Here is a 26,450-nt window from a genome sequence, read left to right as displayed (position 1 = left end):
TCTTTAATTATATTCTAAAATATAGTTAGAAGAAAGTCATTGTAAAATAATTACCACTTTTCAATTCAACAATCTTTACTTTATAAAATGACTATTGCAACAAATAATTGTATAATATTTCTTATATACTAGTTACAAGGAGGTTTTTATATGAATGGAAAATTAACATGGGGTATTATCTTGGTAGCATTCGGTATTATAGCAATTTTAAATAATTTCGGACTGATGCATGGCGAATATACTTTATTTATTATTAGTGGAGGCTTCTTTATTGGATATTTTTCTAGACCAAGCACAAGAATTGGATTATTAATACCAGCTTGCATTCTTTTATCTATTGGATTTTATACTAATATAGAGCATTTTGCGGAATCTACTGGTATTGAAGGTACATTGTTTTTTATATTTCTAGGTACAGGTTTTTTATTTATTTTCTTTATTCATAATATATTTACTAGAAAACTAACAAAAGAGAAAACAATTAAATGGCCTTTAATAACAGGAATAGCTATTTATGCATTCTCAGTTCTAATCTTTTTTGGAGAAAAATATGATTCAAATGTAGCAGAAATGATTATTAATAATATTTGGCCGATAGCCCTTATTTGTGTCGGAGGATCAATGGTTATTAACGGAATCAAAAAGAAAGAGTGAGTATAAATCAAAAGCATATTTAACTATAAAGGGGATTTATTTCAATACTATTATACTAAATATGCTTCGTTCTATTACTTATCATGTGAATCGGTTTAAAAATAATTTTAATTAAACTTTTAGTATAATCAAATTATGTAAATGCTGCTGAATATTATGCACTTCCTCTAACTACTAAATAAGACTCTAAAACAACTTCTTCTGGAACTTCTTCACCTTCAATAATTTTAATCAATAATTCACAAGAATACTGACCCATTTTATAAATTGGTTGTGCAACGGTAGTTAGTTCAGGTTCTAAAATTTCGGCAAATTTAATATTATCATATCCAATGACACTTATATTTTCAGGAATTTTAAAACCACTTCTTATGAGTGTTTTTATTCCTCCTGCAGCCATTGCATCATTACTGTAGAAAATTGCATCTATATCCAAACCTGAAGAGAGAATTTTTTCTGTAATTTTTCTTCCCCCTTCAATTGAAAATTCACTTTCAAATATGTATTCTTCATTAAAAATACCATTTTCTTTCATAACATTTTTATATGTTTCCAAACGACTTATCGCATTTTCTAAATTTTGTGGGCCACTTACAAATGCAATCTTTTTTCTATCTTTGTTAAATAAATATTTTAATCCTTCTTCAATGCCTACTTTATTTGAACAGTAAACACCACATTTAATTTTAGAGTATTTTATGTGTCTATCTACTAAAACGTAAGGAATACTGTTTGCATCTAATTTTTCAATGCTTTTAGTACTTTCACCACCTGATATAAATATTACACCATCTACTTGCTTACTTATTAACAATTGTACATACTTTTTTTCTTTTATTATATCATTGTCAGAATTGCACAAAATAACATTATAACTATATTTATTAGCGCTATCTTCTATTGCTCTCGCTACTTCTGAAAAAAATGGATTTTCAATATCTGGAACAATAATACCTATAGTTTCACTTTTGTTTGTGCTAAGACTTTTTGCAGCAAAGTTTGGTATATAATGCATTTCTTTAGCAGTTTGTAGTATCTTATTTCTAGTATCTTCACTTACATTAATATTTTTTTTATTTAAAACCATTGAAACTGTAGTTTTGGATACCCCAACTCTTTCAGCAATATCCTTCATCGTTGTCTTCTTCATCTAAATCTCCCATCTTATGATAAAATCTCAAATAATCTTCTAGTCAAGACTTACTTTTGTCATTTTATCATCCCTTAAAATATCCGAAAAATTATTTTTATAGTATCTCATCTAATTTTATCAAATAATATAATAATATGCGAGAATAAAAATATTATTGTTTCTAAACAGAAGTAAAAACCTAATTTAAGGCACTAGCTTAAATTAGGCATTTATACTTATATGTTCTATTTAATAAAATTACTTTTTAATTAAAGCTAAGTCAACAGGAATTTGAGCATCAACTGTTTCGCCAGTAGAAGTTTTTACTGCATTCATAATAGCAATTTCACCCATTAATTTAGGTTGTTGTGCAACAGTAGCAGCCATTTCTCCAGCATTTACAGCATCGATAGCGTCATCATTACCATCAAATCCAACAACAATAACATTTCTATTACTAGCTTTAAGAGCTTTTACAGCGCCAAGAGCCATTTCATCATTATGAGCAAAAATTGCATGGAATTCTGGTTGCGCTTGAATTATATTTTCTGTAACAGTTAAACCTTTTTGTCTATCAAAATCAGCCGCTTGGCTGGAAACTACAGTTATACCTTCTTTATCATCTACTATGTTATGGAAACCTGCTCCTCTGTCATTAGTTGCAGATGCTCCAGGAATACCTTGAAGCTCAACTAATTTTATATCAGCTGTATCGCCTAATTGCTCAAGAATATATTCTGCTGCAAGTTCTCCTCCTGCAACATTATCTGAAGCAATGTGTGATACAACCTCTCCACCATTAGCAGCTCTATCAACAGTTATTACAGGAATTTTCGCTTCATTAGCAACTTTGATAGCGTTTTCAACTGCGTCACTATCTGTTGGATTAATAACAATAGCAGCTACTCCCTGTTGTACTAAATCTTCTACATTTGATCTTTCTTTTGCAGGGTCATTTTGTGAATCTAAAACTACTAATTCATATCCTAAATCTTTAGCTTTCTCTTCAGCTCCTTCTTTCATTTGAACGAAAAATGGATTGTTTAATGTAGATACCACAATTCCTACCTTTTTATTTGCTTCATCAGTTTTTGGTTCATCTTTTGTTTTACATCCAACCATTCCAAATACTAACGTAGATACTAAAGTTGCAGCAGTTATTAGCTTTAAAATCTTTTTCATAAGTATTCACTCCCTAAAATTTTTTATTTAATGTCTATATGTAAATATAATTTAGCAATTATCTACATGTAGAACTATCAAATCATATTATTATTTTTTTCAAATTACTAATAAAAATACCTAGTATTTAATTTTGCTAATAAAAATCACTAATTTTATTAATATCAAAGTCAGCAAAAGTTACTTTCACCCTTGAACTATACATTTTTAATTCCGCTTACTTTCTCTCTCTCTTATCAATTAATACAGCAGCTAAAATTACAATACCTTTAATAATCGCTTGATAGAATGGAGATACATTCATAAGATTCAATGAGTTGTTAAGAACTCCTATAATCAACGCACCAACCATAGTTCCAATTACACTACCTTCTCCACCAGATAAACTTGTTCCACCAATTACTACTGCTGCAATGGCATCAAGTTCAAATCCCATACCAGCATTTGGAGAAGCTGAACCAATTCTGCTTGTTACGATTATTCCACTAAGCGCTGCCGCTGCACCACTTACTACATAAACAAGGGTCTTGATTTTATTTGTATCTATTCCTGAAAGCCTTGCTGAATCTTCATTCCCACCTAGTGCGTATAAATATCTACCATATCGCGTTTCACTTAGAATGTAGTATGCTAATATTAATACAATTACAGTGAATATAACTGGTAACGGTAGATTATTTCCTAGAATTCTTTTATTTCCTAAGGCTCCAAAAGCATCTCCTAATCTTGATATAGGCGTTCCATTTGTAAATACATAAGTTACTCCTCTAAAAATAGTCATTGACGCAAGTGTAACAATAAATGCTTGAATTCTTCCTTTTGCAACCACAAGACCATTAAATAATCCTATTAATCCACCTATTACAATTGCAACTATCACTGATAAAAGTACACTTCCTGTACTTCCAATAATTGTTGCAGCTACTGCACCACTTATTGCTAAAATTGATCCAACTGAAAGGTCAATACCTCCTGATAAAATTACGAATGTCATTCCAATTGCTAATACTGCATTTACCGATACTTGAGTTAATACATTCATCATATTGGAAGTCGTCAAAAACCTCGGTGATACTAATGATGCTATAATACAAAGAATTATTAATCCAAAAATCGACTTATATTTTGCTAAAAAAGATTTCAATTTATTTTTATTTGCTAATGTTGACTGCATGCTTCATAATCGCCTCCTGACTTGCTTCTTCTCTTGTTAATTCACCTGTTATTTTACCTTCGTGCATAACTAAAATCCTGTCGCTTACTCCCAGTACTTCAGCCATGTCGGAACTAATCATTATAACTGCTCTATTTGATTTTTTTAGCTTGTTAAGAATTTCATAAATTTCTTTTTTTGCTCCTACATCAATTCCTCTTGTTGGTTCATCAATAATCAGAATATCTGGGTTTAACATAAGCCACTTTGCTAAAATAACTTTCTGTTGATTTCCACCGCTTAAGTTTTTAATTTTTTGTTCTGATCCTGGAGTTTTAATAGAAAGTTTTTGTATATACTCATCAACTTCTGCACTTTCCATTTTTTTATTTATTCGTTTGATACCCTTTTCATACTTTTGTAAATTTGATAGAGTCATATTTTCTCTAACTGACATACCAAGCACTAAACCTTCTTTTTTTCTATCTTCAGAAAGGTAACAAACTTTCTTTTTAATTGCTTCTTTAGGAGAATTGATTTCAATTTTTTCTCCATTTAAATATACTTCTCCACTATCTTTTTTATATTCACCAAAGATTGTCTTAGCAAGCTCAGTTCTTCCAGAGCCCATAAGTCCTGAAATACCTAGTATTTCCCCAGCTCTTACTTTCAATGACGCATTTACAACTTTATTTTTCAAATTGACATTTTTGACTTCTAAAAGTACCTTTCCCTTTTCCTCTTCTTTGTAAGGAAACTGTTCTTCTATCTTTCTTCCAACCATCATAGTAACCAAATCATCATTATCTACATCTTTTATTAATGACTCACCTACATATTTACCATCTCTTAAAACCGTAATTCTATCGCAAATTTCAAAAATCTCTTCCATTCTATGAGATATATAGATAACTGCAATATTTCTTTCCTTTAAGTTATTTATAACCTTGAATAAACTTTTAGTTTCAACATCTGTTAGAGCTGTAGTTGGTTCATCCATAATGATAATTTTAGAATCATGGGTAAGAGCTTTTGCTATTTCAACCATTTGCATTTCACCAACAGTTATATCTCTAACTGGAGTATCAGGATCAATGCTACATCCAATTTGTTCTAAATATTTCAAACTCTCTTCTCTTAGATGTTTTTTATTAACTTTTCTTGTAACTTTATCAAACTTTTCGTTTCCTAAAAATAAATTTTCTGAAACAGTCATATTAGTCAAAATACTAAGTTCCTGATGAATAATTGCAATTCCTAATTCTTCGGCATGTTTGATACCTTTTACTATAGTTTCATTACCGTCAATTAAGATATCTCCACCATCTTTTTTGTAAACTCCACTCAATACCTTCATTAAAGTAGATTTACCTGCACCATTTTCACCTAGTAATGCTAAGACTTCACCTTTGTATGCTCTTAGATTTACCCCGTCTAGTGCTTTGACTCCTGGAAAGCTTTTAGATATATTTTTCATTTCTAATATTGGTGTTTGAGCTTTCATTTTTCCCCTCCTTAGAAAACAACTCCTGATTTAAGAATAATATTTGCATAAGGTGTTTGTTCTCCAGTTCTAACTACCGCTTTACATTTCTTAGTTAGATTTTTAAAATCTTCGTGCGTTGTGAAAGTTACCTTTATGTCTCCAATTATTTCTTTTATATTTACTAAAATATTTGGACTCATTTCTTCAATTTCTTTTGCTAAAATTACTTCTTCTATTTTTAATTCTTCTAAAATCACCTTCAAAGTATCTAAAAATGTTGGAATTCCTGCACATAATGAAATATCTATTCTCTTTGTTTCTTCTGGTATAGGGAGGCCACAATCTCCAATACATATAGAATCTGTATGACCCATTTTTGAAATTATAGTTGTGATTTCTGAATTCAATAACTTGCCTTTCTTCATTAGTTGTCCTCCTATATAATTTCTTAATATCTATTTTTTTATAACTCCTCTAAATACGGTATTGACGGTTGAGCTCCTGGTCTTTGAACCGCTATAGATGATACTTTATTACCATATAAAATCGCTGCTTTAACACTTTCAAAATTGATATTCTTGATGTCCAGCTTACTAGAAAATCCTCCAATAAAGCTATCTCCTGCAGCTGTTGTATCTACAGCTTCTACCTTAAATGCCGGAATAATTTCTGCCATACCATCTCCAATTAAAGCTGCACCTTTTTCTCCAAGTGTTACAATTACATATTTAACACCTTTATTATTCAGTTCCTTTGCAGCTACTTTTGCAGTTTCTAAATCATGAACTTCTATTCCCGTTAATGAAAATACTTCAGTTTCATTCGGAACTATTATATCTGTATACTTCAAAAGTTCATCTTTAATTTCCTTTGCAGGTGCAGGATTCAGTATAGTTATTTTACTATTATCTTTGGCAATTTTAAATGCTTCTATACCAGCCTCCATAGGTGTTTCAAACTGTGTAATTACAATATCTGAACCTTTTATACCATCTTCACATTCAATTATATCTTTTTTATTTAAAGTCATATTAGACCCTGAAACAACTATAATTGAATTATTTGCATCATTATCTACAGTAATAATTGCTGTTCCTGTTGGATTATTTCTATCTTTAAAAATAAATTTACTCTCTATATTATCTTTTATCAGCTCATCTATTAGCTTCTTCCCGTTTGCATCTTCACCAGTTTTTGCAATCATAATTACTTCAGCACCACTTCTAGCAGCAGCTACTGCTTGATTTGCACCTTTTCCACCAGGAATCATCTTCATTTCATCAGAAAAAATTGTTTCTCCTTCTTTTGGCATCGCTTTGACACTCAAGACAACATCCATGTTCATACTACCCACAATACAAACCTTATTCATTTAAACAACTCCTTTTGTAAATCCATCGTTAACCGATTCAGTTTATCGGTTCACTTAATCGGTTAACTAGATTATACACTATTCTGAAATGCTTTTCAACTTATTTTTAGTATTTTCTGAATATAAAATTATATTCTTTTACCTTATAACTTACATCCTTTTTTATTGCATTGACATTTATATTGATGTATTGTACAGTTGTAAGATATATTATTTTTTTTAATAAAAGCTAATGGAAGCTTAATTAAACATAGTTTAACCTACTATAATAAAGGAGCTGATTACATGAATACATTATTATTTGATTTAGACGGAACTCTTCTTCCGTTAGATATGAATTCCTTTATGGAAATATATTTTAAAGAAATAGGTGAATACTTTAATGACTTAATGGATAGCAAAAAATTTATAGAGCATTTATTAGCTTCTACAAAAGCAATGTTAACTAATTCTGAAAATAAGACGAATGAAGAAATTTTTATGGATGATTTTTCTAAAAGAATTGAAGGTGACTTAGCCCTTTATAAGGACAAGTTTGATAGTTTTTACGATTCTGCTTTTTTAAAAGCAAAAGACTCTGTGCTTGAAACTCCTTTTATAAAGAAAAGCATTAATTTATTAAAAGAAAAAGGATATAAAATGGCTATTGCAACTAACCCTCTATTCCCATTAAAAGCAATCCTTCATAGAATAGAATGGGCTGGACTAAACCCTAATGATTTTATTTATATTTCATCTTATGAAAAGAACTGTTATTGTAAACCAAGCTTAAAATTTTATGAAGAAATACTAAAAGACATAAATAAAAAATCTTGTGAATGTCTTATGGTTGGAAATGATGTTCAAGAAGATTTAATAGCATCAAAATTGGGTATGGAAACTTTTTTAATAGAAGATTGTATACTTCATAGAACCGAAGATGAAATAAGAACTGATTATAGAGGAAGCTATGAAGATTTTTATAAGTTTGTAATTGAGCTTCCAAATTTAAAATAAATAATTTTATTACTTCTACTTTCATTGCAGTAATCATATAAATAAGTTGTAAATATTTAAGCTCTAAAAGAAAGTAGGTGTTAAAATGAAAAACAAACATAATATTGAAAGTTTACTTTGGGAGGTGTATCAAACTATAAGTCATTTAGCCCCTGAAGAATATTCATTACTTTTAAAAAACAAGGGAATGCTTAAATTTCATAAGTCATCAAATACTTATGAAATCGAAAAATTTTCATCTCAAATAAAGAAAGAATACCATTCTTAACAAGAAGCTTTCAACTGCTCCTTGTTATATGGTATTCAGTTTCTTTTGAATTCTTTAAAAAATATTAATATTTTTCAAATTCTTTATCACTTAAACTAATCACTTCGTTATTATCGACCATTGCTTTTTCCTTCATATTTTTTAGGAGCTTCAAAACATCTGGATTTAAATCTTCCATACCTTCATTTAACAATGGTTCATCATCTAAAGTAGATTTTATGGATTTGTAAGTATCTTTGTTGTTATTTTTTATTTTAAATGTCCTTACTTGGCTCTTCAACATCTCTGCTTGACTAGATAACTCTTCGCTTGCAGCTGCTGTTTCTTCTGATGTAGCCGAAGTTGTTTGTACGACATCTGCTATTTGATTAATCCCTTTATTAACTTGTTCTACTCCTATTGCCTGTTCATTAGAAGCTACTGCTATATTTCCAACTAAAGTAGCTGCTTCGGAAATTCCATTAACTATTTTGCCTAAAGCAACTGCTGTAGAATTTGCAATATTAGTTCCACGTTCTACATTCTTTATAGAACCTTCAATCATATCAGTTGTCTCCTTAGCTGCATTTGCAGAACGTGCTGCTAGATTTCTTACTTCTTCAGCAACTACCGCGAATCCCCTACCATGTTGCCCAGCTCTTGCCGCTTCAACTGCCGCATTTAAAGCTAATATATTTGTTTGAAAAGCAATCTCATCTATTACTTTAATAATTTTAGAAATGCTATTAGAAGAATCATTAATCTCACCCATTGCAATTACCATTTCCTGCATTTGATTATTTCCTTCTACTGCATATTCTTTAGCTTTTTCTGCAATTTCTTTAGCATTATTTGAATTTTTAGCATTTTGTTTTGTCTGTGCATATATTTCTTCAATAGACGCTGTTAATTCTTCAATGGAACTTGCTTGCTCAGTTGCGCCTTGTGAAAGTGATGTACTAGAATCAGATACTTGTCCCGCTCCTGCTGCTACTTGTTCTGAGGCTGAATCTATGTTAATGATTACCTTATTAAGATTCTCTGTCATATTATTAAAAGCTATTGCCATTTCACCTATTTCATCTTTTGACTTTACTTCTAAGTCTACATCAAGATTACCTTCAGCTATATTATCTGCTGCTACTAAGATTTCCTTTATTGGCTTACCAATCTTATTTGCAAAATATAATCCCAACGCACCAGCTAACATAACTCCTAAAACAATAATAGTTATCATTAATATAATAGAATTCCTATAGTTATCATCAATATCTTGCAGTAATAATTCTGCCTGTAGATTGCTTTCCTCAATAAGATTTTGTATATCTTCTTCTACGTTTTCTCTTATTGAAGCGTATTCCGATGCAACTCTCAATGCTTGTAATTCATTACCATCCTTTATGTATTTTTCAAATTTTTCACGCATTGCTATATACGGTAAAATATCTCTTTCAAAATTACTTAAAAGTTCTTCTTCATTATCTGATAATGGTAATTTTTTATAGTTCTCTAGTAATACTTTATTTTTATTTATCCATTCAATGTTTTCCTTCTCTCTTTGTTCGAGCTTTTCTAAATCTTCATTATCGTAAAGCATATATATATTATTTGACCGAATCCTTAATAAATTTAAATTTATAGTTGATAATTCTTTAATAGGTATAAGTCTATGCTCATAAATTTTTACTGCCTCTTTATGGCTTTTACTCATATTATACAATCCAACTACTCCAACTATTACAGCCAAAATTGAAACCATCAAAAAAGCAACTGTCAACTTTGTTCGAATTTTCAAGCTATTGAAACCAAAAGATTTTATTTTTATAAGTTTTTTCACATAAATTCCCCCTTTTTGTAGTAACTATTTATATATTTTCCATTGATAAGCTTTACATTTAATGATAAAACCAATTTAACAAATTTTGTACACACTTCACATATTACCATATTTTATGAAATAATTCTACGATTTTTCATAAAATAACACGAAAATCGTGTGTTTTTATGCGGTTTTTTAATTTATTTATTAATTATAATAACTTTTACATTAAAATATTTACTAATTAACAAAAAAAAGAACAGGAGATACTCTCGTATCTCCTCTTAAAATCCTTACTTATCTATATTATTCTACACAAATCTGGTACAACTTCCTGCATTTCCAGCTACAACCTCAAGTTTTGATTCAATTCTCTCTTTAAGTTCCGGAACATGAGAAATAATTCCTACAAGCCTTCCCATTCTTTGAAGATCAATCAAACATTCTATTGCATTATCCAAAGATTCAGAATCAAGTGTTCCAAAACCTTCATCTATGAACATAGTATCTAATCTTACTCCTCCAGCATAGGATTGAACTACATCAGACAATCCAAGAGCCATTGAAAGTGATGCTTTGAATCCTTCTCCACCAGATAGAGTTTTTACATGTCTTGATCTTCCTGTATAACTATCAAAAACTTCTAATTCCAGTCCACTTTGCTTATTTTTTCTTTCTAGTTCATCAGTTCTAGATAACTGAAACCTTCCATCAGTCATCTTTCTAAGCCTTGAATTTGCAGCTACTAATATATCATCTAAAAATGCTGCAAGTACATATCTTTCAAAAGATATATTGGATGAATTACTTCCATTTGCTATTTTAGATAATTGGCCAATTAATTTATATTGATTTTCCTTAGTTTCAATTTTTACATTTATTTCCTCTATATCACTTATTGTCTTTATGTTATTTTCAATCCTATTTTGTGTTTTGTTTTTAATACTATTTATTTCTTTATAAAATTCATTCTTTTCATCTATTCTCTTTTGTATTAATGAAATATCAACTAAAGAAAATCCCTCAGTATTTTTTGCTAATTCTTCGTATCTGTCTCGGATAGATTGAAGGTCACTAAAGTATTTTTCTATACTTTTCTTGGTTGAATCCATCCACTCCCTATCTCTTTTTGCATTAATATATTCTTTGTATCCATCAAAACCAGCTTCCTCAACCTTTTCTTTAAAAATTTCTTTAGCTTTATTGAAAACTAATTTTGATTTTTCTAACTCCTTTTCAATATGTTCCTTTGAAACCTTTTTAGTCACGAAAACTTTAGAACAATTTTCATATTCTTTTCTGGAAGCTTCAAGCTTATGTTCTAATTTATTTTTTAAACTCTCAACTTCTTTAATTTCTGCTAAAAGTTGAGACCCGTCCCTAAATTCTTCTGGTATCTCTTTTACTATTTCTTCGTACTTAGTTTTAGCTTCAGTAAAGTTATTGTTAGCTATATATAAATTCTTTTCATTGACCTCAAAATCTTCTTCATTCTTCTTCATGTTTTCATTAGCGTTAATAATCTGTTTTTCTATATTACTGTGAATTTCTTTTAATTTTTTCATTTCATTTATTTCCATATTTGATTGATTAATTTTTTCTTCAATAAAGTTTTTTAAACTACTAATAAATATTGCAATTTTTTTTAATCCCATAACTTTGAATTTTTTAATGTCCACAGCATATTTAGGATTTTGGATTATTTCTTCAAATTCACCTATTTTATTAATGAGTTCTTCTGCTCTATTATATAGATTTTCTTTAGCATTTTTACCTTCAGTTTCTAAAGCTGCCTTCATAGCATTTCTATCATTAAAAAGTTTTTGTGCTTTTTGAACTCTTTCCCTTTTAACTTTCAGTTCCTCTTCTGAAGGTAAATGAGCTCCTTTAACTGCTAGATTAGTATGGTTAGTTGATCCACATACTGGACACGGCTCTCCTTCTTTTAAGTTATTTGCCAATAAGGCAGCTTGCCCTTCTATAAATTTATTATATAAATCATCATATTCTTTAGATTCATTTTCTAATTCTTCTTTTATAATCTTTAAACTTTCAGTTTCTTTTAAAAATAATTTACTTTTTTTGGCCAAATCTCTTTCTACGAGAGATAAATTATTTACATTGGATAAAACCTCTTTCAGCTTATCTCCAAAATTTTTCAATTTTTCATATTCAATTGCAGCATTTTGACATTTATCTTTTTCTTTATTTAAATTTTCTAATCTATCCTTTGTGCCCTGAATAACCTTTTGAATATTTTCTTTTCTTTCAATTAACTTTGACAACTGTCCCTGAAACTTTGTTTTTTCATTTTTAATAACATCGAAATTTCTAACTTTATCAATATAGCTTTTTAAAACAGTTAGTTTTTCATTTAAAGAATTTCTTCTATTTATACTTTCTTCTGAAGATTGAATTTTATATTTTTCCTGGGAACTATTCATACTAACTTCAGATTTTTGAAATTCATCAATTATTTTTTTTAATTCTTTTTCTTTATTTACTTTCTCTATTTTTCTATCATTATAAATCTCTTCTACAGGAATTATTGTATGTGCTTTATCAGCTAGATTTAATTCTTTTTCTTTTTGAGAAACCTCATCTTTTCGAGCTTCCATTAAAGTCTTTTCTTTAAATAACTCATCTTTTCTAGAAAGCTTTTTATTGTTTTCCTCAGACTTTGTTTTTTCTATAGTTAGTTTATTTACTTCTTTAAATATTGATTTTTCTTTTTCTTCTAATTCTTTCTTTTTTTCTTTATCTAATTCTAAGCTGTTTTTTGTCTTTTCAATAATTTTTGAGATATTTTTTTCATCACTCTCTACCATTTGGCTTAATGCAAAATTTTCAAAAGTATCTATTCTAGAGACAGCAGATTCTCTAAGTGCAAGGCTATTTTTAATTTCATTTTTCAACTGCTTTTCTTTTATTTGTAATTTGAATTGGAGATCCTTATAGATTTTTGTATTAAATATTTTCTGTAATACTTTTTCTCTTTCTTGAGAATCAGCTGTTAATAATTTTCTGAAAGAACCTTGAGGAATCATTAATATTTGCCTGAATTGCTCCGCATTTATCCCCATTATTTCTGAAACTTTATTATTTACGCTAGATACTCCTGTAATTACTGTTTTCTCATCAACCCCATTATCAATAATCATAGAAGCTTCTGGCTTTTGTTCTGTAAAACCTTCCCCTCTTTTCTTCTTCTTCATTTGTTTAGGAGTTCTGTGAATAAGGTATTTTTCTTCTTTTAATTCAAATTCCAATGTAACTTCTGTAATAAGATTATCTTCAGCAAAGTGACTTCGGAGACTTTCAGGATTTCTCTCATTTCCGCTTGTTTCACCATACATTGCATAACAAATACCATCAAATATAGTGGTTTTTCCTGCTCCTGTTGGTCCTGTTATCAAAAACAAATTCTTACCATTTAACTCAGTAAAATCTACAACTTCTTCATTAGGATAAGGTCCAAATGCCGTCATAGTTAATTTTAGAGGTCTCATCTTTCATTCCTCCTTTCTTTTTCCATTCCTTCTGCTGTATCAACAACTATTTCTTTCATCTCTTGGTTAAATTTATTTCCCGTAATGTTTTCATAGAACTCAGTAAATAAACCAAGTAAAGATTTTTCTACGAAATTCTTACTAGCAGAAGTTCTCTCTTCACCTGCATCACCTGTTGAAGCTTCTCTCTCAAGCCTTAAAACATTCGGATACACATTTCTTAACTTTCCAATGGCATCAATAATTTCTCCTTTATCCGTTAAAGTTGCCATTATGTAATCTTCTGAAGTCTTTTCTAATGAGTTAGCTTCTTCAATTAAATCCTTCAGTTCTCCTCTTATTTTTCTCATGTTTCTCTTAGGGGCTAATTCTCTATACCTATACTGAATGTCACCACTTTCATCTATATCAACAATTGTTACAGACTTTTTATGCTTAACTTCTGAAAAAGAATATTTCATTAATGAACCTGAATATCTTATTTTATCTACATTAATTTTCTGCGCTCCATGAAGATGTCCTAAAGCCACATAATTAAAGTCATGGAAATGCTCTACATTTACTGCGTCTGTTCCACCTATGGATAGAGGTCTTTCAGAATCACAAGTTTCAGGGGACTCCCCTGATGTTATGTATCCATGTGCAACTAAAACATTCCTTTCATTCATATTTATAGTGGCTTTTATCTTATCTATAATTACTTTAAAAGCATCGTCATGAGTCTTAATAGTTTCATCTCCATAAAGTTCACGAACTAAAACTGGTTCTGCATAGGGCACTGTATAAAAATTTACTGGCCCAAACTCATCTTCCATTGTGACTTTTCCTATTTCCTTTTTTAACTTTCCTGAAATATATAACCCTGTTGCTTCCATTAACCTACCACCAAAATCAATTCTATCTGGGCTATCGTGGTTACCTGCAATAGCAATAACCTTTACCCCTTGTTTTAAAAGAATTTCCACTAAGGCTTCTCCTAATAATTGTACCGCTTCAACTGGTGGTATTGATCTATCATATAAATCCCCTGCAATAACTATTGCATCAGGCTTTTCTTCTTTTACCATTTCAATAAATTGATCTAATATGTATTTTTGATCCTCTGTCATGTGAATTCCATGAACAAGTTTTCCTATGTGCCAATCTGCTGTGTGGATAAATCTCATAAAAACACCCCTTTTATCAATTCGCAATTCACAATTGCCAATTAAAACGTAGCCTTACTTTTCAATTATATCATAATTTAATAAACAACAAAGCGAAGCTTTCGGTATCATAAAAGATACATAAGCTTCGCTTAATCATTCCTATTATTTTTTGAAATTCACTTCTTTTTCTCCATCACCAAAATTCACAGTAGTTCTACATGGTTTAGTTTTAGCTATAATATTTCCATTTCTAATTGAATATAAAACGGATGCTTGTCTTCTTATAGCATCATAGCCATTTTCCGCATGTAAAATTAATAGATTTGCAGGTTTCCCCTCTTCTATACCATATTTATCTAATATGTTTAAAGCTCTTGCACTATTTTTAGTTATAAGATCAATAGAATCATTTATCTGACTGTATCCCATCATTTGGCACACATGCAGTCCCATATGAAGTACTTGCAACATATTTCCTGTTCCAAGTGGATACCATGGGTCAAAAATATCATCATGTCCAAAACATACATTAATACCAGCTTCATTTAATTCCTTAACCCTTGTAATTCCTCTTCTTTTGGGATAAGTATCAAACCTTCCTTGAAGATGAATATTCACTAATGGGTTTGCAACAAAATTAATCTTTGACATTTTTAATAGCCTAAATAATTTATATGTATAGGCATTGTTATAAGAATGCATTGCAGTTGTATGGCTAGCTGTAACCTTTTCTCCCATATTATTCTCATATGCTTTTGCAGCTAGTACTTCAATGAATCTTGATTGTTCATCATCAATTTCATCACAATGTACATCAATTAAGCAATCGTACTTTTTAGCAATTTCAAATATTTTCTCGATAGATTGAACTCCATATTCTCTAGTGAATTCAAAATGAGGTATAGCTCCTATAACATCAGCCCCTAGCTGAACAGCTTTTTCTAAAAGCTCAACTCCATTAGGAAAAGATAAAATACCTTCCTGTGGAAATGCAACTATTTGTAGTGTTACATAATTCTTCATTTCTTCTTTTACTTCTACCAACGCTTTTAATGCAATAAGCTCAGGATCCGTAACATCCACATGAGTTCTCACAAATTGAATCCCGTTAGCTACTTGCCATTCTAAAGCTTTTTTAGCTCTTTTCTTAACATCTTCAATAGTCAGCATGCTTTTTCTTTCTGACCATCTCTCTATTCCTTCAAATAATGTTCCACTTTCATTCCATCTTGGTTCACCTGCTGTTAATGTAGTATCTAAATGAATATGAGGCTCAATAAAAGGTGGTAACACTAGATTACCTTCTGCATCAATTGTTGTGTTTCCTACTATTTCACTATCTATTCTTTCTATAATCCCATTGTTTATTAGTATATCAACTGTATCATTCTTACCTTGTAATCTAGCATTCTTTATTAACATAAAGCACCCTCCTTAAAATTAACCCTCTATGTAAAGAGAATCCACGTGAAACTTAATTTATACATGTTTCAAAATCTCGGACATCAGCGAGTTATGGTACATGTATAATTTATAGTTGAACTGGAATCTCTATATATTCTCTAATTCTTTATTATCTATATTAACTTTATTTTCCAATCTAGCAACTACTACATGGCAAACTGCTGAAAACAATACAGCATTTATTGGTGCTATGCCTGGTACATATTTAGCTGCAAGAACTCCTACAGTCCATGCTATAATTGCTGAGATATTCACATTTTCAAATCTTGCATTTTTAAAGTTTTTATATTTTTCTCTATTAACAAAGAAATAATCCGCGATAATAATTCCTCCGATTGGCGGTATAAATGATCCTAAAAATGTTAGCCATCCAACAAAATTATTATATAAATACATCGCTCCTATAGTACCAATCAATCCATTAAATATAACTATTTTATTCTTTGGAATTTTTGTTATGTTTGAGAACCCTAACCCCGATGCATATAACGCATTGTCATTAGTTGTCCAAATATTAAATCCTAATATTATAATTGCAGGTAAAATCAATCCTTGAGTAAACATTACTTCAGATATATCTGATTGTCCAGTAACGGCTGCTCCTATAGCTCCGAAAATAAACATTAGTGAATTACCTATAAAGAATGCAATTAACGTTGTTAAAACTCCAACTTTTTTATTCTTAGAGAATCTTGTAAAATCAGGTGTTAATGTACCTCCACTTATAAATGAACCAACACATAGCGTTAATGCAATTCCTATCCCGATCGTTTCTTTTGGTTCTATAGCTAATAAATTTGAAATACCTCCGATTGAATTCACTGCATTTGCTACTGAATAACTACCAAGACATGCAATTGAAGGTACAGCAATTAAACTTAGAATTGTAAGTGCCTTAATTCCGAAATATGCCGTTCCAGTCATTAAAAGTCCCGCTACAAATATTATAAGATATACATTTGCACCAGTCACCTTTTGCACTGGGAGCGCAAACATGGCAACTCCAACACCAAACCATCCTACTTGAGTAATCCCAAGTATAAAAGATGCTAGATATGATCCCTTTTCTCCAAAAGAATATCTTGCAAGTAAATGTGTTGATAAACCAGTGTTTGAAGCAATATAAGCAAGCAAACTTGTATACACACCTAAAATTAAATTTCCTAATAAAACTGCAATTATAAAATCTTTTATTCCTAATCCTGTCCCAAGAGTTCCACCTGTCCACATACTTGCTGAAAAGAAAGTAAATCCTAACATAACAACAAACATAGATAAAAATCCTTTTTTGCTTTCCTCTGGAACTGTTTCTAATGCATAATCATGATCATAATTTTGATTGCTCATTTTTATTCCTCCTAAGTATTATATTTATCTGTACCAATTCGAGCAATAAAAAACAGCCTTGTCACAATAATATGACAAGGCTGTTATAAAGCAATTTTTTATTATTTAGATAAACACCTTCTATAATGCTTATCTATAATATGCGCTCAACCTTGCCAGTCTCTCGGACTGATTTAAAGGTACCGATATAATTTAAATTATTATATCATGCCATATTTTACATGTCAATAATAAATATCTTCTTTAATATACGGGTCTGATTGATTTTATAAGCTTATTTTGATAAAATTAATTCATGTTAAAGAGAATCCACAATGAACTTTATTTACAGTTGAATTGGAATCTCTATCTAAAGATAAATATTACAAAAATTTAATCCATGGAGTGATAAAATGAAAATTGCTGTTATAGATAGTCAAGGTGGAGGTTTAGGAAAACGTATTGTTGAAAAATTAAGTAAAGTTGTTGATGAGAATACTAAAATTATAGCTTTAGGTACTAATTCTATAGCTACAATGGGTATGCTAAAAGCTGGAGCACATTCTTGTGCTACAGGAGAAAATGCAATAAAGGTCATGAGTCAAAAAGTTGATATTATTACTGGGGCAATGGCAATTTGTGTGCCTAATTCAATGATGGGAGAAATATCTGAATCTATTGCATATTCTATAGGAACTAGCACTGCATCTAAGATTTTATTACCTTTAAATAGATGTGGTATAAAAGTAGCTGGAGTTGAAGATAAAAAGGCTAATGAACTTATAGATGATTTAATTAGTTTAATTATAAAAGAAACAAAAAAATAAAAACCGCATTTTGCGGTTTTTTTATTACTGAATTATTGCTAAGAAAATATATTGAACAACAAAGAACACTAAAGTAAAAATAGCATACTTATCCATTGTGAATGGAAGAATAGAAACTCCATCATCTTCTTTAAGTCCCTGAGCTATCATTTCTTTTCTTACACCCATAGCTGTATATTTCTTAACTTCTTCATCTGCTTTGTTACCTTTAAATATCAAACTAGCAATAAAACCAATTGAAACTGATAAAGTTGCACCAATTGCAGGATTCCATAACCAACTAGGATGATAAGTTTGTGCAATCCAGTACCCCCCTAAGAAACTAAGAATAAATCCAGTTGCAACACCTTTATCATTAGCTTTTGTAGTAAACATTGCTAATAAGAAAGCACCACATGCAGGGCCTGAGAAGTATGATATATATTTACCAACTAATTCTAGAACTGATTTAACTGTTCCACCGAATGCTAATATTACCACGAATATTATAACTATGCCAAATACTGCAGAAATAGTCATTGTAAGCTTAAGTGAAACTTCTCCTTTTCCTTTGTAGAAATATTTTTCATATATATCTTTAATAAATACTGTTGTCATGGAGTTTAATAATGAATCAACGCTCGACATAGCTGCAGCAAAAGCACCAGCAATAACTAAACCTACTATACCTACTGGAAGCTCTTCTAATATAAATCCAATCATAATTTGGTTTGAAGAATCAAATGATTTTCCACCATAGAATACCCAAAGAATTAAACCTACAAGTAATGTAGCAAAGTATGTAAAACTCATTACAACTGAACTTGAAGCTAGTGAACTTTTAACACCTTTCATTGACTTTGCAGTTAAAACCCTTTGAATTTGAGCTTGGTCAAAACAAAAATATCTAGTCCACATTATAGCACCACCTATAAGTGCTACCCAAAACGCATTTGTATTTGTTAAACTAAATGAAAAATCAAGAGCTTGCAACTTGCCAGCAGCTTGTGCTGTTCCAATAGTTTCAAAAAATCCCATATTCATTTTCTTTAAAGGAATAATTACTGCTAAAATTACTCCTAGCCAAACAACTGCTGTCTGAACTGCATCTGTCCAAATAACGGCTTTAATTCCACCTAATAATGTGTAAACTATTGATATAAGTACAATTATTGGAACTATTACATTTAGAGACCACCCAGTAATTGTTTGTAAAATAAGAGCTGGAACAAATACCATTGAACTAACTTGAATAAGTGAGTTAATAAAAAACTGAGCAACTGTTAGGTTTCTACTTATGCCACCTAAACGTAATTCCATATACTCATATATTGAAGTAATTTTTAGATGATAAATAACAGGAGTAGTTATATAAAGTGCAATAAATATAGCAAGTGGCACCGTAATATTCACCATGTAGGGTGCTATACCAGAATTATATGCCCAACCTGGAGCTCCAACAAAACTGTTAGCACTAATCATTGTTGCTGCTACAGACAATGCAATTGGAAGCCAAGGCATTGATCTTCCTGCTAATAAATAGTCTTCTTGTGTTTCGTTATCTTTACCTGCAAAATATCCAATAAGAATCATTCCTAAAAGATATGCTACTATTACAATACTGTCAATTGTAGAAATCATTTTTAAATCTCCCCTTTTCTAAATGTTTTTTTTAATTCATTTGTGAAATAATGTTACCAGAATCAATTATGTTTTTATCCTTCTTTCTTATTAATCCTTGAATTATATTAATAATGTAAAAAACCTCAATAACCATTTCGTTATTATTTTCTCTATTCTACAAAAACCTCTTTATAAACTCTCATAATATTTCCACCAAGGATTTTTTTAATATCTTCATCGCTGTAATTATTTCTGATAAGAACATCAATAAATTTATAGTAATCATCAAAATGTTGTAAATCTTCCATAATTAGTCTTCCTTTTGGAACACCAATCTCTAATCCTTCAATAAATCCAGGTGCTGGTGACCAAGCTCTATGAACATTACTCACTAATGGAAACTCGTCATTATCACTACCAATTGCAATATTATCTACTGTTCCAAGTAAGTCAGCAACATAATTAATATGTTTTACAAAATCATCAACAGTAACTCTCTCATCATTAAAATGACTAACCTTACCTTTTACAAATCCTTTTAAAGTTGTTATACCCATAACACCATTGCTTTTTGCAATAGCTTTTACACGTTCATCAGATATGTTTCTTCCATGATCTACAACTCCACTAATACAAGTATGAGAATTTATTAAAGGTTTTGTTGATACTTCTGCTACATCAAAAAAAACTCTATCAAGCATATGTGCAGTATCTATAACCATACCAAGCTTATCCATTTCTTGAATCGCTTTTACACCTAAATTAGTTAGTTTTCCACCACGCCCATCTCTCGCTGCAGCTTTTTCACCTGGTCCATCTCCAAAAGATGTTCTTCCCGATGAGAGAAGACAACATCCTCTTAAACCTAATCTATAGAAGCTTCTTAGAGTAGACAAATCATGTTCATCAGCTTTTCCTGTTAGCGCTCTAGCACCTTCGAATTTCATAAATATACCTAATTTATTATCTTCTATACATTTTTCTATATCTCTATAACTACGTAATATACGTAATTCTTTAGATACTTTTTCTTCTTCAAGCAACATATCTATAAGACTCATTGCTCCTAGCACTATGTTATCTTGACAATTTGTTAAACATGGTGAATTACCACCAACTACAGCATCCAAAAATTTAAGTCCACCTTTTCTCATTAACGGAGCATAGTGAGTATCAAAAATATTCTCTTCTCCAGCATCTTTTCTAATTGCAAATTCCATCATAAATTGATTCATAATATCAAAATATGGTGTATGTTTTATATGATATTGCAAACGATCATTTAAATTATTCATTTCTTCAACTCCTCTAATTTTTACTCTCTCTACTTGGTAATATTTCTTTCCAAACTCTTATCCAGTTCTCTCCCATAATCTTTCTTATATCTGATTCACTATAACCTTTTTTAATTAATTTATCTGCAATCTTATGGATTTCTTCAATTCCTGTTATACCTTCAATATAATCATTTTCACGACATTTATATGATATTCCCTCTATCCAACCTGGATGTCTTAACTTTGACAAAGGATTGATTCTATCAAATTCACAGAAATCCGGTCCTAGTGCAACACAATCAATGCCTGCTATTTCAATAACATGTTCTATATTTTTAATCAAATCATCCATACCTGCTGTTACTGCATCTTTATTCAAAAGTTCTCCTAGAAAGCTAATTCCAATAACGCCTTTCCTTTCAGCAATAGCTTTGATACGTTCATCAGATATACATCTTGTAAATTGATTTAAAGATTTACAACCAGTATGAGAATCAATAACAGGTTTACTTGTTAGCTCCATTAGATGATAAAAACCATAATCACTTAATGCTGAAGTATCGATAATTACTCCTAATCTTTCCATCTCTTTAACTAAATCAACACCGAAAAAAGTAATACCAGCTTCTGTTCTTTCTTCTGCACAGCCATCTGCAATACGATTTCTTCCATTTCCAGTTAATTGAACTGAACGAAGTCCCAATCTATATAAATTTCTTAGGCTTGATAGTAAATTTAAGTTTTCTTTTCCTTCTAAGGCTCTTCCATTCTCAATTGTGCACATTACTGCAATCTTATCTTCTTTGATACAATCATCCAAATCTTCTTTGTGCATAATTATTTTAAATGTTTGACAACCTTGTTCTAGATCATTTATTAAGCAATCTAATATTTTATTTGCATTCCAAAAATACAATTCAGAATAGCTATCAATACACATTACCGTATGGCTTCTAGTTATAACTAGATTTATTGCTCTAACTCCCGCTTTCTTAAGCTTTGGATAATATGTTTTATCGAAAGATTTCATACCTCCTGCCATTTTATCTTGTAAATACTTGTCCCATAATTGATGATGCCCATCAATTATAAGAAAATCTGTGTTTTTATCCACTATAATCCCTCCATTTTTTATGATGTTGTTTTGATATCGTTGTCATCAATATTAATCAGAAATCAAAATATTCTTTTTATAAAGATAGATGAAATTTGATATCGTTATCATAAACTGTAATAATTTTTCTTTTTCAGATAAATTAAACACAACAATGACATCGCTATCATGTATATTGAAAATTAAAATGCTTTTGCACAAAGCACTTAATTCAACTTTATATTTATTATTAATCTAATACTTGCTCATTATATAATTATTTTTATATATAGTCAAGTGTTTTATGGTATATTCTGAATTTACAAACAATTTTTAAATACTGCCATAGTAACTCTTAGCACTACCTTTTTATTTGATGAAATTTATAAATATAATAGAAAACAAAGAATGAATTTGCATAGTTATACTAATGCTAATCTATTCCTTGAATTATATATTACATACTTTTCCTTAGCTATTACCATTCGTCAAAACTTTAACTGAAGAACGAATAATTAATTCCATATCATATCTTCTTAATATCTGCTTTTCAGGATTTTCAAGCAACTCTTCAATAACTTCTATGGTTGCATTAACTAAATCATCAACTGATTGTCTCATAGTAGTTAAATCATATGCCTCTAAGCTTGCTGCTGAATTATCATCAAAGCCTATTATTGAAATATCATTTGGTACATCTAATCCAAATTTTCCTCTTGCTGCATCCATTGCGCCCATAGCCATATTATCTCCACAGCAAAATATTATATCCGGCCTTTTTTTAGAAGAGATCATTTTAGTGGCTAGCTTATATCCTGATTTATAAGTAAAGTCGCCTTCAATAACATATACAGGTTCTATACTATGGTTTTTAAGTTTTGTAATAAAGCTCTCATTTCTTTCGTTCTCGTTTTTACCTGCTATATATCCTATATGCTTAAATCCATTGTCAAATATAAAATCAGCTATTTCATTTACAGCTTTTATACTATCGCTCCAAACTGCACTTGCATTTGAATTCATAACTTCACGATTAAATAATATCAAAGGAATTTTACTATTTGTAAAATAGTTCATTATATTTGACTTTGTAGCTGGTGAAGTAACAATTATTGCGTCAACTCGATACTGATTAACTTGAGCTACTACTTTTTCCATGCCAATAGCCAAGTCTGCAACAAAAACTAATGCCTGTCTTCCTGATTCTTGTATTTTATGAATTAATTTATTTAAAACTTCTGCATAGAAATATCCTGTTTCCATTCCCATAACAACCGCTATGATATTAGTTCTTTGTGAATTTAAACTTCGAGCAACCCCATTAGGATTATACCCAATTTCCTTTGCAGCTTTAAGAACTTTATCAACTGTTGATTGTCTTACTTTTCCTTCCCATTTTGGGTTGTATACTCTTGATACAGTTATAGGGGAAACATCAGCACTTTTTGCTACATCTATCAAAGTAGGAAAAACAGATTTAGTACCGTCCTTTTTCATTTTAATCTCCATTCTGTAAAAATATTCTTTTTAAACTTTCTTTTTATTATCCAGTATTATTATAAAATATAAATCATTTAATTACAATTTTTTCGCCTTTATAATATTTTAATTATCATAATTTTTTGCACAAAAAAACATACGATACTCTCAAAGCTATCATATGTTTAATAATACAAAATATTAATTTATTATAAAAGATATTTTTTATTTCTTAATCTCTCAAATACGTCTACGCCCATCTGAAGTAAAACATCAATGACATCCATATAGCACCAGTTTTCAACGATACGCCCATCTTCCATTAAGTAGAAATCGGCATCTCTCATAACAATTTTGTTGCCGGTAGCTTTTTGTCCTAACCAGCCATCACCTGTATGAGTGGCTGTAAATCCTTCCCATTCAATAAGTGCACCGTACTTACCTTCTGCCATTTCAATCCTGAATTTATCTAAGTCCATCCCTCTGTCAGGAACAGAGTCTAAAAACGGCTTCTGATGATCTCTTTCAAATCCTTTAATCCCTCTAGTTGTACCAATGCCACAAGGTCCAAACCAAATAAAATCTTCTGTAAAATATTTTTCAAGACCCATGTTTCCTAAACCGACATCCTCAAAACTATCTAAACCTTTCCAAATCATATCGTACATGATTTGGAAAGTCTTTTTAGTTTCTTCCGGATCGCTTTCACCCATTAATACGCCATCATTAGTTTTTGGTCCAGGAATAATTACTTCTGGAGCTAAAGCCGCTGTAAAAGAGATTCCCGCTTGTCTGATTAAATCCAACATATCAATAATTGTGAAAGTTTCAACAATTTTACCATTTTCCAATCTGTTAAATTCTATATAGGTAACCCAAACCATATGCTCTGTCGCAGGGATATCAACAAAATCATTGTCAAAACTTCCTGAGTAATGACCTGAAGAAGCAACCCAATCATGGTTTTTGCCAAAGAAGTTCTTGCCTGCAATGTGCATAAACACATTTTTTTGCAAATCAGGAACAGCCTTCTTAAATGGCTTCCAGAACTTCTCACTTAAGTCTTTTCTATTAGTAATTGTATTAAATGGTTGTGGACCATTCCAAACAACACCATCGGCATAATACTTTTCGATTACATCATCCATTTTATCCATCGATGTATCACGAATCTCATCGAAAAGAGCCTTCACAATTTTTTTATTCTCTACGTTATTATTACTCATTTGTTACCCCTCCCATTTAAACTAATCTAATTGCACTAATCATCGATTTGATTAGATTTTAACTGAACATTACAAATTATTTGATCGATATTATTTCTTTTTGTAATTTTCATTCTGTTTATATATAAGCTTTCCTTTAAAACTGAAAATTCTAACCATATAAGATATTTCTCCGAAATACCTTATATTGTGTAAACATATATGTAAAAGGATGTAGTTTCCTACATCCTTTGTGGGGTTGATATAATAAATTCTAATTACTTTACATTTGTAATATTAGAAGTATTATGCATTGAACAACGAATATTCCAACAATAATCCATCCATATTTATCAAATACTAGTGGAGCTACTGCAGTGCCATCTTCGTCTTTTACGTCACCAAGTCTTTCTTTAACTCCCATAATAGTATATTGTCTCTTTTCTTTACTTTCATCTTTAAAGAACAAACTACATATATATGAGAAGATAATACAGTAAACAGCACCATAGAAGTATGTCCATAACCAATGCGCTGGCATATTATTTTGAGTTATGAATGTTGCTATCGCAGCTATTATACTACCTACAAACACTCCGTTATCATTAACTCTAGGCATAAACATACAAACAATCATAATACCTGTTATTAATGCTCCAAATGGAGATACATATCCACCAATTGTATCTAATATTGATTTAGTGTTTCCACTAAGGCCTGCGTAAACAAATCCTACGATTATAACACCAAATATTACAGAGAACATAATTGTTGTAGATAATGGTGTATCTTTCTTTTTAGTTATATATGGCTCATAAATATCTTTTGTAAATACTGCTGTTAATGAGTTAAGTATTGAGTCAATGCTTGACATTGCAGCAGCGAATGTTGCAGCTAATAAGATACCTAATAAACCAGTAGGTACATAGTTTAATAAGAAATCAGTCATAATCAAGTTTGAGTTTCCAAAATCAAGTGTACTAGGGTTTGTTTTGTAGAATACAAATAGTACAACACCTAAGAACATACAGAACCAGTAAATAAGTTGCATTGCAATAGAACTCATTATTCCACCTTTTTTGATGTTCTTAATGTTCTTTGCTGTTAAATATCTTTGTACTTGACCTTGGTCAAATCCAAAGTATCCTATCCACATTGCAAATCCACCGATCATTACTGTCCACATATTTAATGAATCTTTATTGAATAACCAATCAAAAGATTTTAGCTTGTCAGCTTCTTTTGCAGCTTGCATTATTCCACTAAATCCTGTTGGTACTTGACTTGAAGCAAATATTACTGCAAATACTAACCCTGCAAATAACACAAGAGCTTGTATAGCATCTGTCCAGATAACTGCTTTAATACCTCCAACAGCTGTATAAATAATTGCGAAAACAACAATAATTGGAACCCATGCTTTGAATGATAATCCAGTAATTTCACTTAATACTAAAGCTGGTGTATATACAAATCCAC

Annotated in this window: 21 protein-coding genes; 4 read left to right on the top strand and 17 right to left on the bottom strand. The window is 30.3% G+C overall.

What is annotated here, in order from left to right:
- Positions 1-150 precede the first annotated feature (150 nt).
- A complete protein-coding gene (locus ACQ3F0_RS09025) occupies positions 151-654 on the top strand; it encodes a hypothetical protein (protein WP_428864904.1) in 504 nt (167 codons plus the stop codon).
- A 154-nt stretch (positions 655-808) separates the two neighbouring features.
- Here the strand turns inward: ACQ3F0_RS09025 and ACQ3F0_RS09020 are convergent, their stop codons facing one another.
- From ACQ3F0_RS09020 to rbsK, 6 genes are all read right to left on the bottom strand, one after another.
- The gene (locus ACQ3F0_RS09020) at positions 809-1,804 is read right to left on the bottom strand and encodes a LacI family DNA-binding transcriptional regulator (RefSeq protein ID WP_428864903.1); all 996 of its coding nucleotides are present in this window, start codon (positions 1,802-1,804) and stop codon (positions 809-811) included.
- 240 nt (positions 1,805-2,044) lie between these two features.
- Entirely contained in the window at positions 2,045-2,968 is a 924-nt protein-coding gene (gene rbsB, locus ACQ3F0_RS09015) for a ribose ABC transporter substrate-binding protein RbsB (protein WP_428864902.1), read from the bottom strand.
- Between the two features lie 217 nt (positions 2,969-3,185).
- On the bottom strand, positions 3,186-4,142 hold the full coding sequence (locus ACQ3F0_RS09010; protein ID WP_428864901.1) for an ABC transporter permease subunit: 957 nt from the start codon (positions 4,140-4,142) through the stop codon (positions 3,186-3,188).
- Positions 4,120-5,625: a sugar ABC transporter ATP-binding protein gene (locus ACQ3F0_RS09005; protein ID WP_428864900.1), complete on the bottom strand. Its 1,506-nt coding sequence runs from the start codon at positions 5,623-5,625 to the stop codon at positions 4,120-4,122. The genes ACQ3F0_RS09010 and ACQ3F0_RS09005 overlap by 23 nt, the downstream gene beginning before the upstream one ends.
- Positions 5,626-5,636: 11 nt before the next feature.
- A complete protein-coding gene (rbsD, locus tag ACQ3F0_RS09000) occupies positions 5,637-6,032 on the bottom strand; it encodes a D-ribose pyranase (protein WP_428864899.1) in 396 nt (131 codons plus the stop codon).
- A 38-nt stretch (positions 6,033-6,070) separates the two neighbouring features.
- Positions 6,071-6,979 (bottom strand): ribokinase, encoded by a 909-nt coding sequence (gene rbsK, locus ACQ3F0_RS08995; RefSeq protein WP_428864898.1) that lies wholly within the window; start codon positions 6,977-6,979, stop codon positions 6,071-6,073.
- Between the two features lie 285 nt (positions 6,980-7,264).
- Here rbsK and ACQ3F0_RS08990 point away from each other — a divergent pair, with 285 nt between their 5' ends.
- Positions 7,265-7,975, top strand: a complete 711-nt coding sequence (locus tag ACQ3F0_RS08990; RefSeq protein ID WP_428864897.1) for an HAD family hydrolase — start codon at positions 7,265-7,267, stop codon at positions 7,973-7,975.
- A gap of 85 nt (positions 7,976-8,060) precedes the next feature.
- Positions 8,061-8,243 carry a hypothetical protein gene (locus ACQ3F0_RS08985; RefSeq protein WP_428864896.1) on the top strand — a complete coding sequence of 61 codons (183 nt, stop codon included), beginning with the start codon at positions 8,061-8,063 and terminating at the stop codon, positions 8,241-8,243.
- A gap of 64 nt (positions 8,244-8,307) precedes the next feature.
- On the opposite strand, the gene ACQ3F0_RS08980 is transcribed toward ACQ3F0_RS08985, so the two are convergent.
- The 5 genes from ACQ3F0_RS08980 to codB form a co-directional block, all read right to left on the bottom strand.
- Positions 8,308-10,059, bottom strand: coding sequence for a methyl-accepting chemotaxis protein (locus ACQ3F0_RS08980; protein WP_428864895.1), 1,752 nt, complete (start codon positions 10,057-10,059; stop codon positions 8,308-8,310).
- 293 nt (positions 10,060-10,352) lie between these two features.
- Positions 10,353-13,550 (bottom strand): AAA family ATPase, encoded by a 3,198-nt coding sequence (locus ACQ3F0_RS08975; RefSeq protein ID WP_428864894.1) that lies wholly within the window; start codon positions 13,548-13,550, stop codon positions 10,353-10,355.
- A complete protein-coding gene (locus ACQ3F0_RS08970; protein ID WP_428864893.1) occupies positions 13,547-14,716 on the bottom strand; it encodes an exonuclease SbcCD subunit D in 1,170 nt (389 codons plus the stop codon). The genes ACQ3F0_RS08975 and ACQ3F0_RS08970 overlap by 4 nt, the downstream gene beginning before the upstream one ends.
- Before the next feature lie 144 nt (positions 14,717-14,860).
- Complete coding sequence (locus ACQ3F0_RS08965; protein ID WP_428864892.1) at positions 14,861-16,120, bottom strand: cytosine deaminase; 1,260 nt, start codon at positions 16,118-16,120, stop codon at positions 14,861-14,863.
- 129 nt (positions 16,121-16,249) lie between these two features.
- Positions 16,250-17,509: a cytosine permease gene (codB, locus tag ACQ3F0_RS08960; protein WP_428864891.1), complete on the bottom strand. Its 1,260-nt coding sequence runs from the start codon at positions 17,507-17,509 to the stop codon at positions 16,250-16,252.
- Positions 17,510-17,901: 392 nt separating this feature from the next.
- Here codB and ACQ3F0_RS08955 point away from each other — a divergent pair, with 392 nt between their 5' ends.
- A complete protein-coding gene (locus ACQ3F0_RS08955) occupies positions 17,902-18,315 on the top strand; it encodes a DUF3842 family protein (protein ID WP_428864890.1) in 414 nt (137 codons plus the stop codon).
- 24 nt (positions 18,316-18,339) lie between these two features.
- Here ACQ3F0_RS08955 and ACQ3F0_RS08950 read toward each other — a convergent pair whose 3' ends face one another.
- The 6 genes from ACQ3F0_RS08950 to ACQ3F0_RS08925 all read right to left on the bottom strand — a co-directional run.
- Positions 18,340-19,935 carry a sodium:solute symporter family transporter gene (locus tag ACQ3F0_RS08950; RefSeq protein ID WP_428864889.1) on the bottom strand — a complete coding sequence of 532 codons (1,596 nt, stop codon included), beginning with the start codon at positions 19,933-19,935 and terminating at the stop codon, positions 18,340-18,342.
- A 152-nt stretch (positions 19,936-20,087) separates the two neighbouring features.
- Positions 20,088-21,212 carry a dipeptidase gene (locus tag ACQ3F0_RS08945; RefSeq protein WP_428864888.1) on the bottom strand — a complete coding sequence of 375 codons (1,125 nt, stop codon included), beginning with the start codon at positions 21,210-21,212 and terminating at the stop codon, positions 20,088-20,090.
- Positions 21,213-21,225: 13 nt separating this feature from the next.
- Positions 21,226-22,308: a dipeptidase gene (locus ACQ3F0_RS08940; RefSeq protein ID WP_428864887.1), complete on the bottom strand. Its 1,083-nt coding sequence runs from the start codon at positions 22,306-22,308 to the stop codon at positions 21,226-21,228.
- 450 nt (positions 22,309-22,758) lie between these two features.
- Positions 22,759-23,784: a LacI family DNA-binding transcriptional regulator gene (locus ACQ3F0_RS08935; protein WP_428864886.1), complete on the bottom strand. Its 1,026-nt coding sequence runs from the start codon at positions 23,782-23,784 to the stop codon at positions 22,759-22,761.
- A 191-nt stretch (positions 23,785-23,975) separates the two neighbouring features.
- Complete coding sequence (locus tag ACQ3F0_RS08930) at positions 23,976-24,992, bottom strand: ester cyclase (protein WP_428864885.1); 1,017 nt, start codon at positions 24,990-24,992, stop codon at positions 23,976-23,978.
- A 262-nt stretch (positions 24,993-25,254) separates the two neighbouring features.
- Positions 25,255-26,450 (bottom strand): sodium:solute symporter family transporter (locus ACQ3F0_RS08925; RefSeq protein ID WP_428864884.1); only part of this gene is annotated, 1,196 nt, incomplete at its 5' end.

Source organism: Clostridium sediminicola (assembly GCF_050402865.1).
In the GTDB taxonomy this organism is placed as follows: Bacteria; Bacillota; Clostridia; order Clostridiales; family Clostridiaceae; genus Clostridium_AF; species Clostridium_AF sediminicola.
Note: the sequence above shows the minus strand (reverse complement) of the source record. Positions and strands in the feature narration are given on the sequence as shown.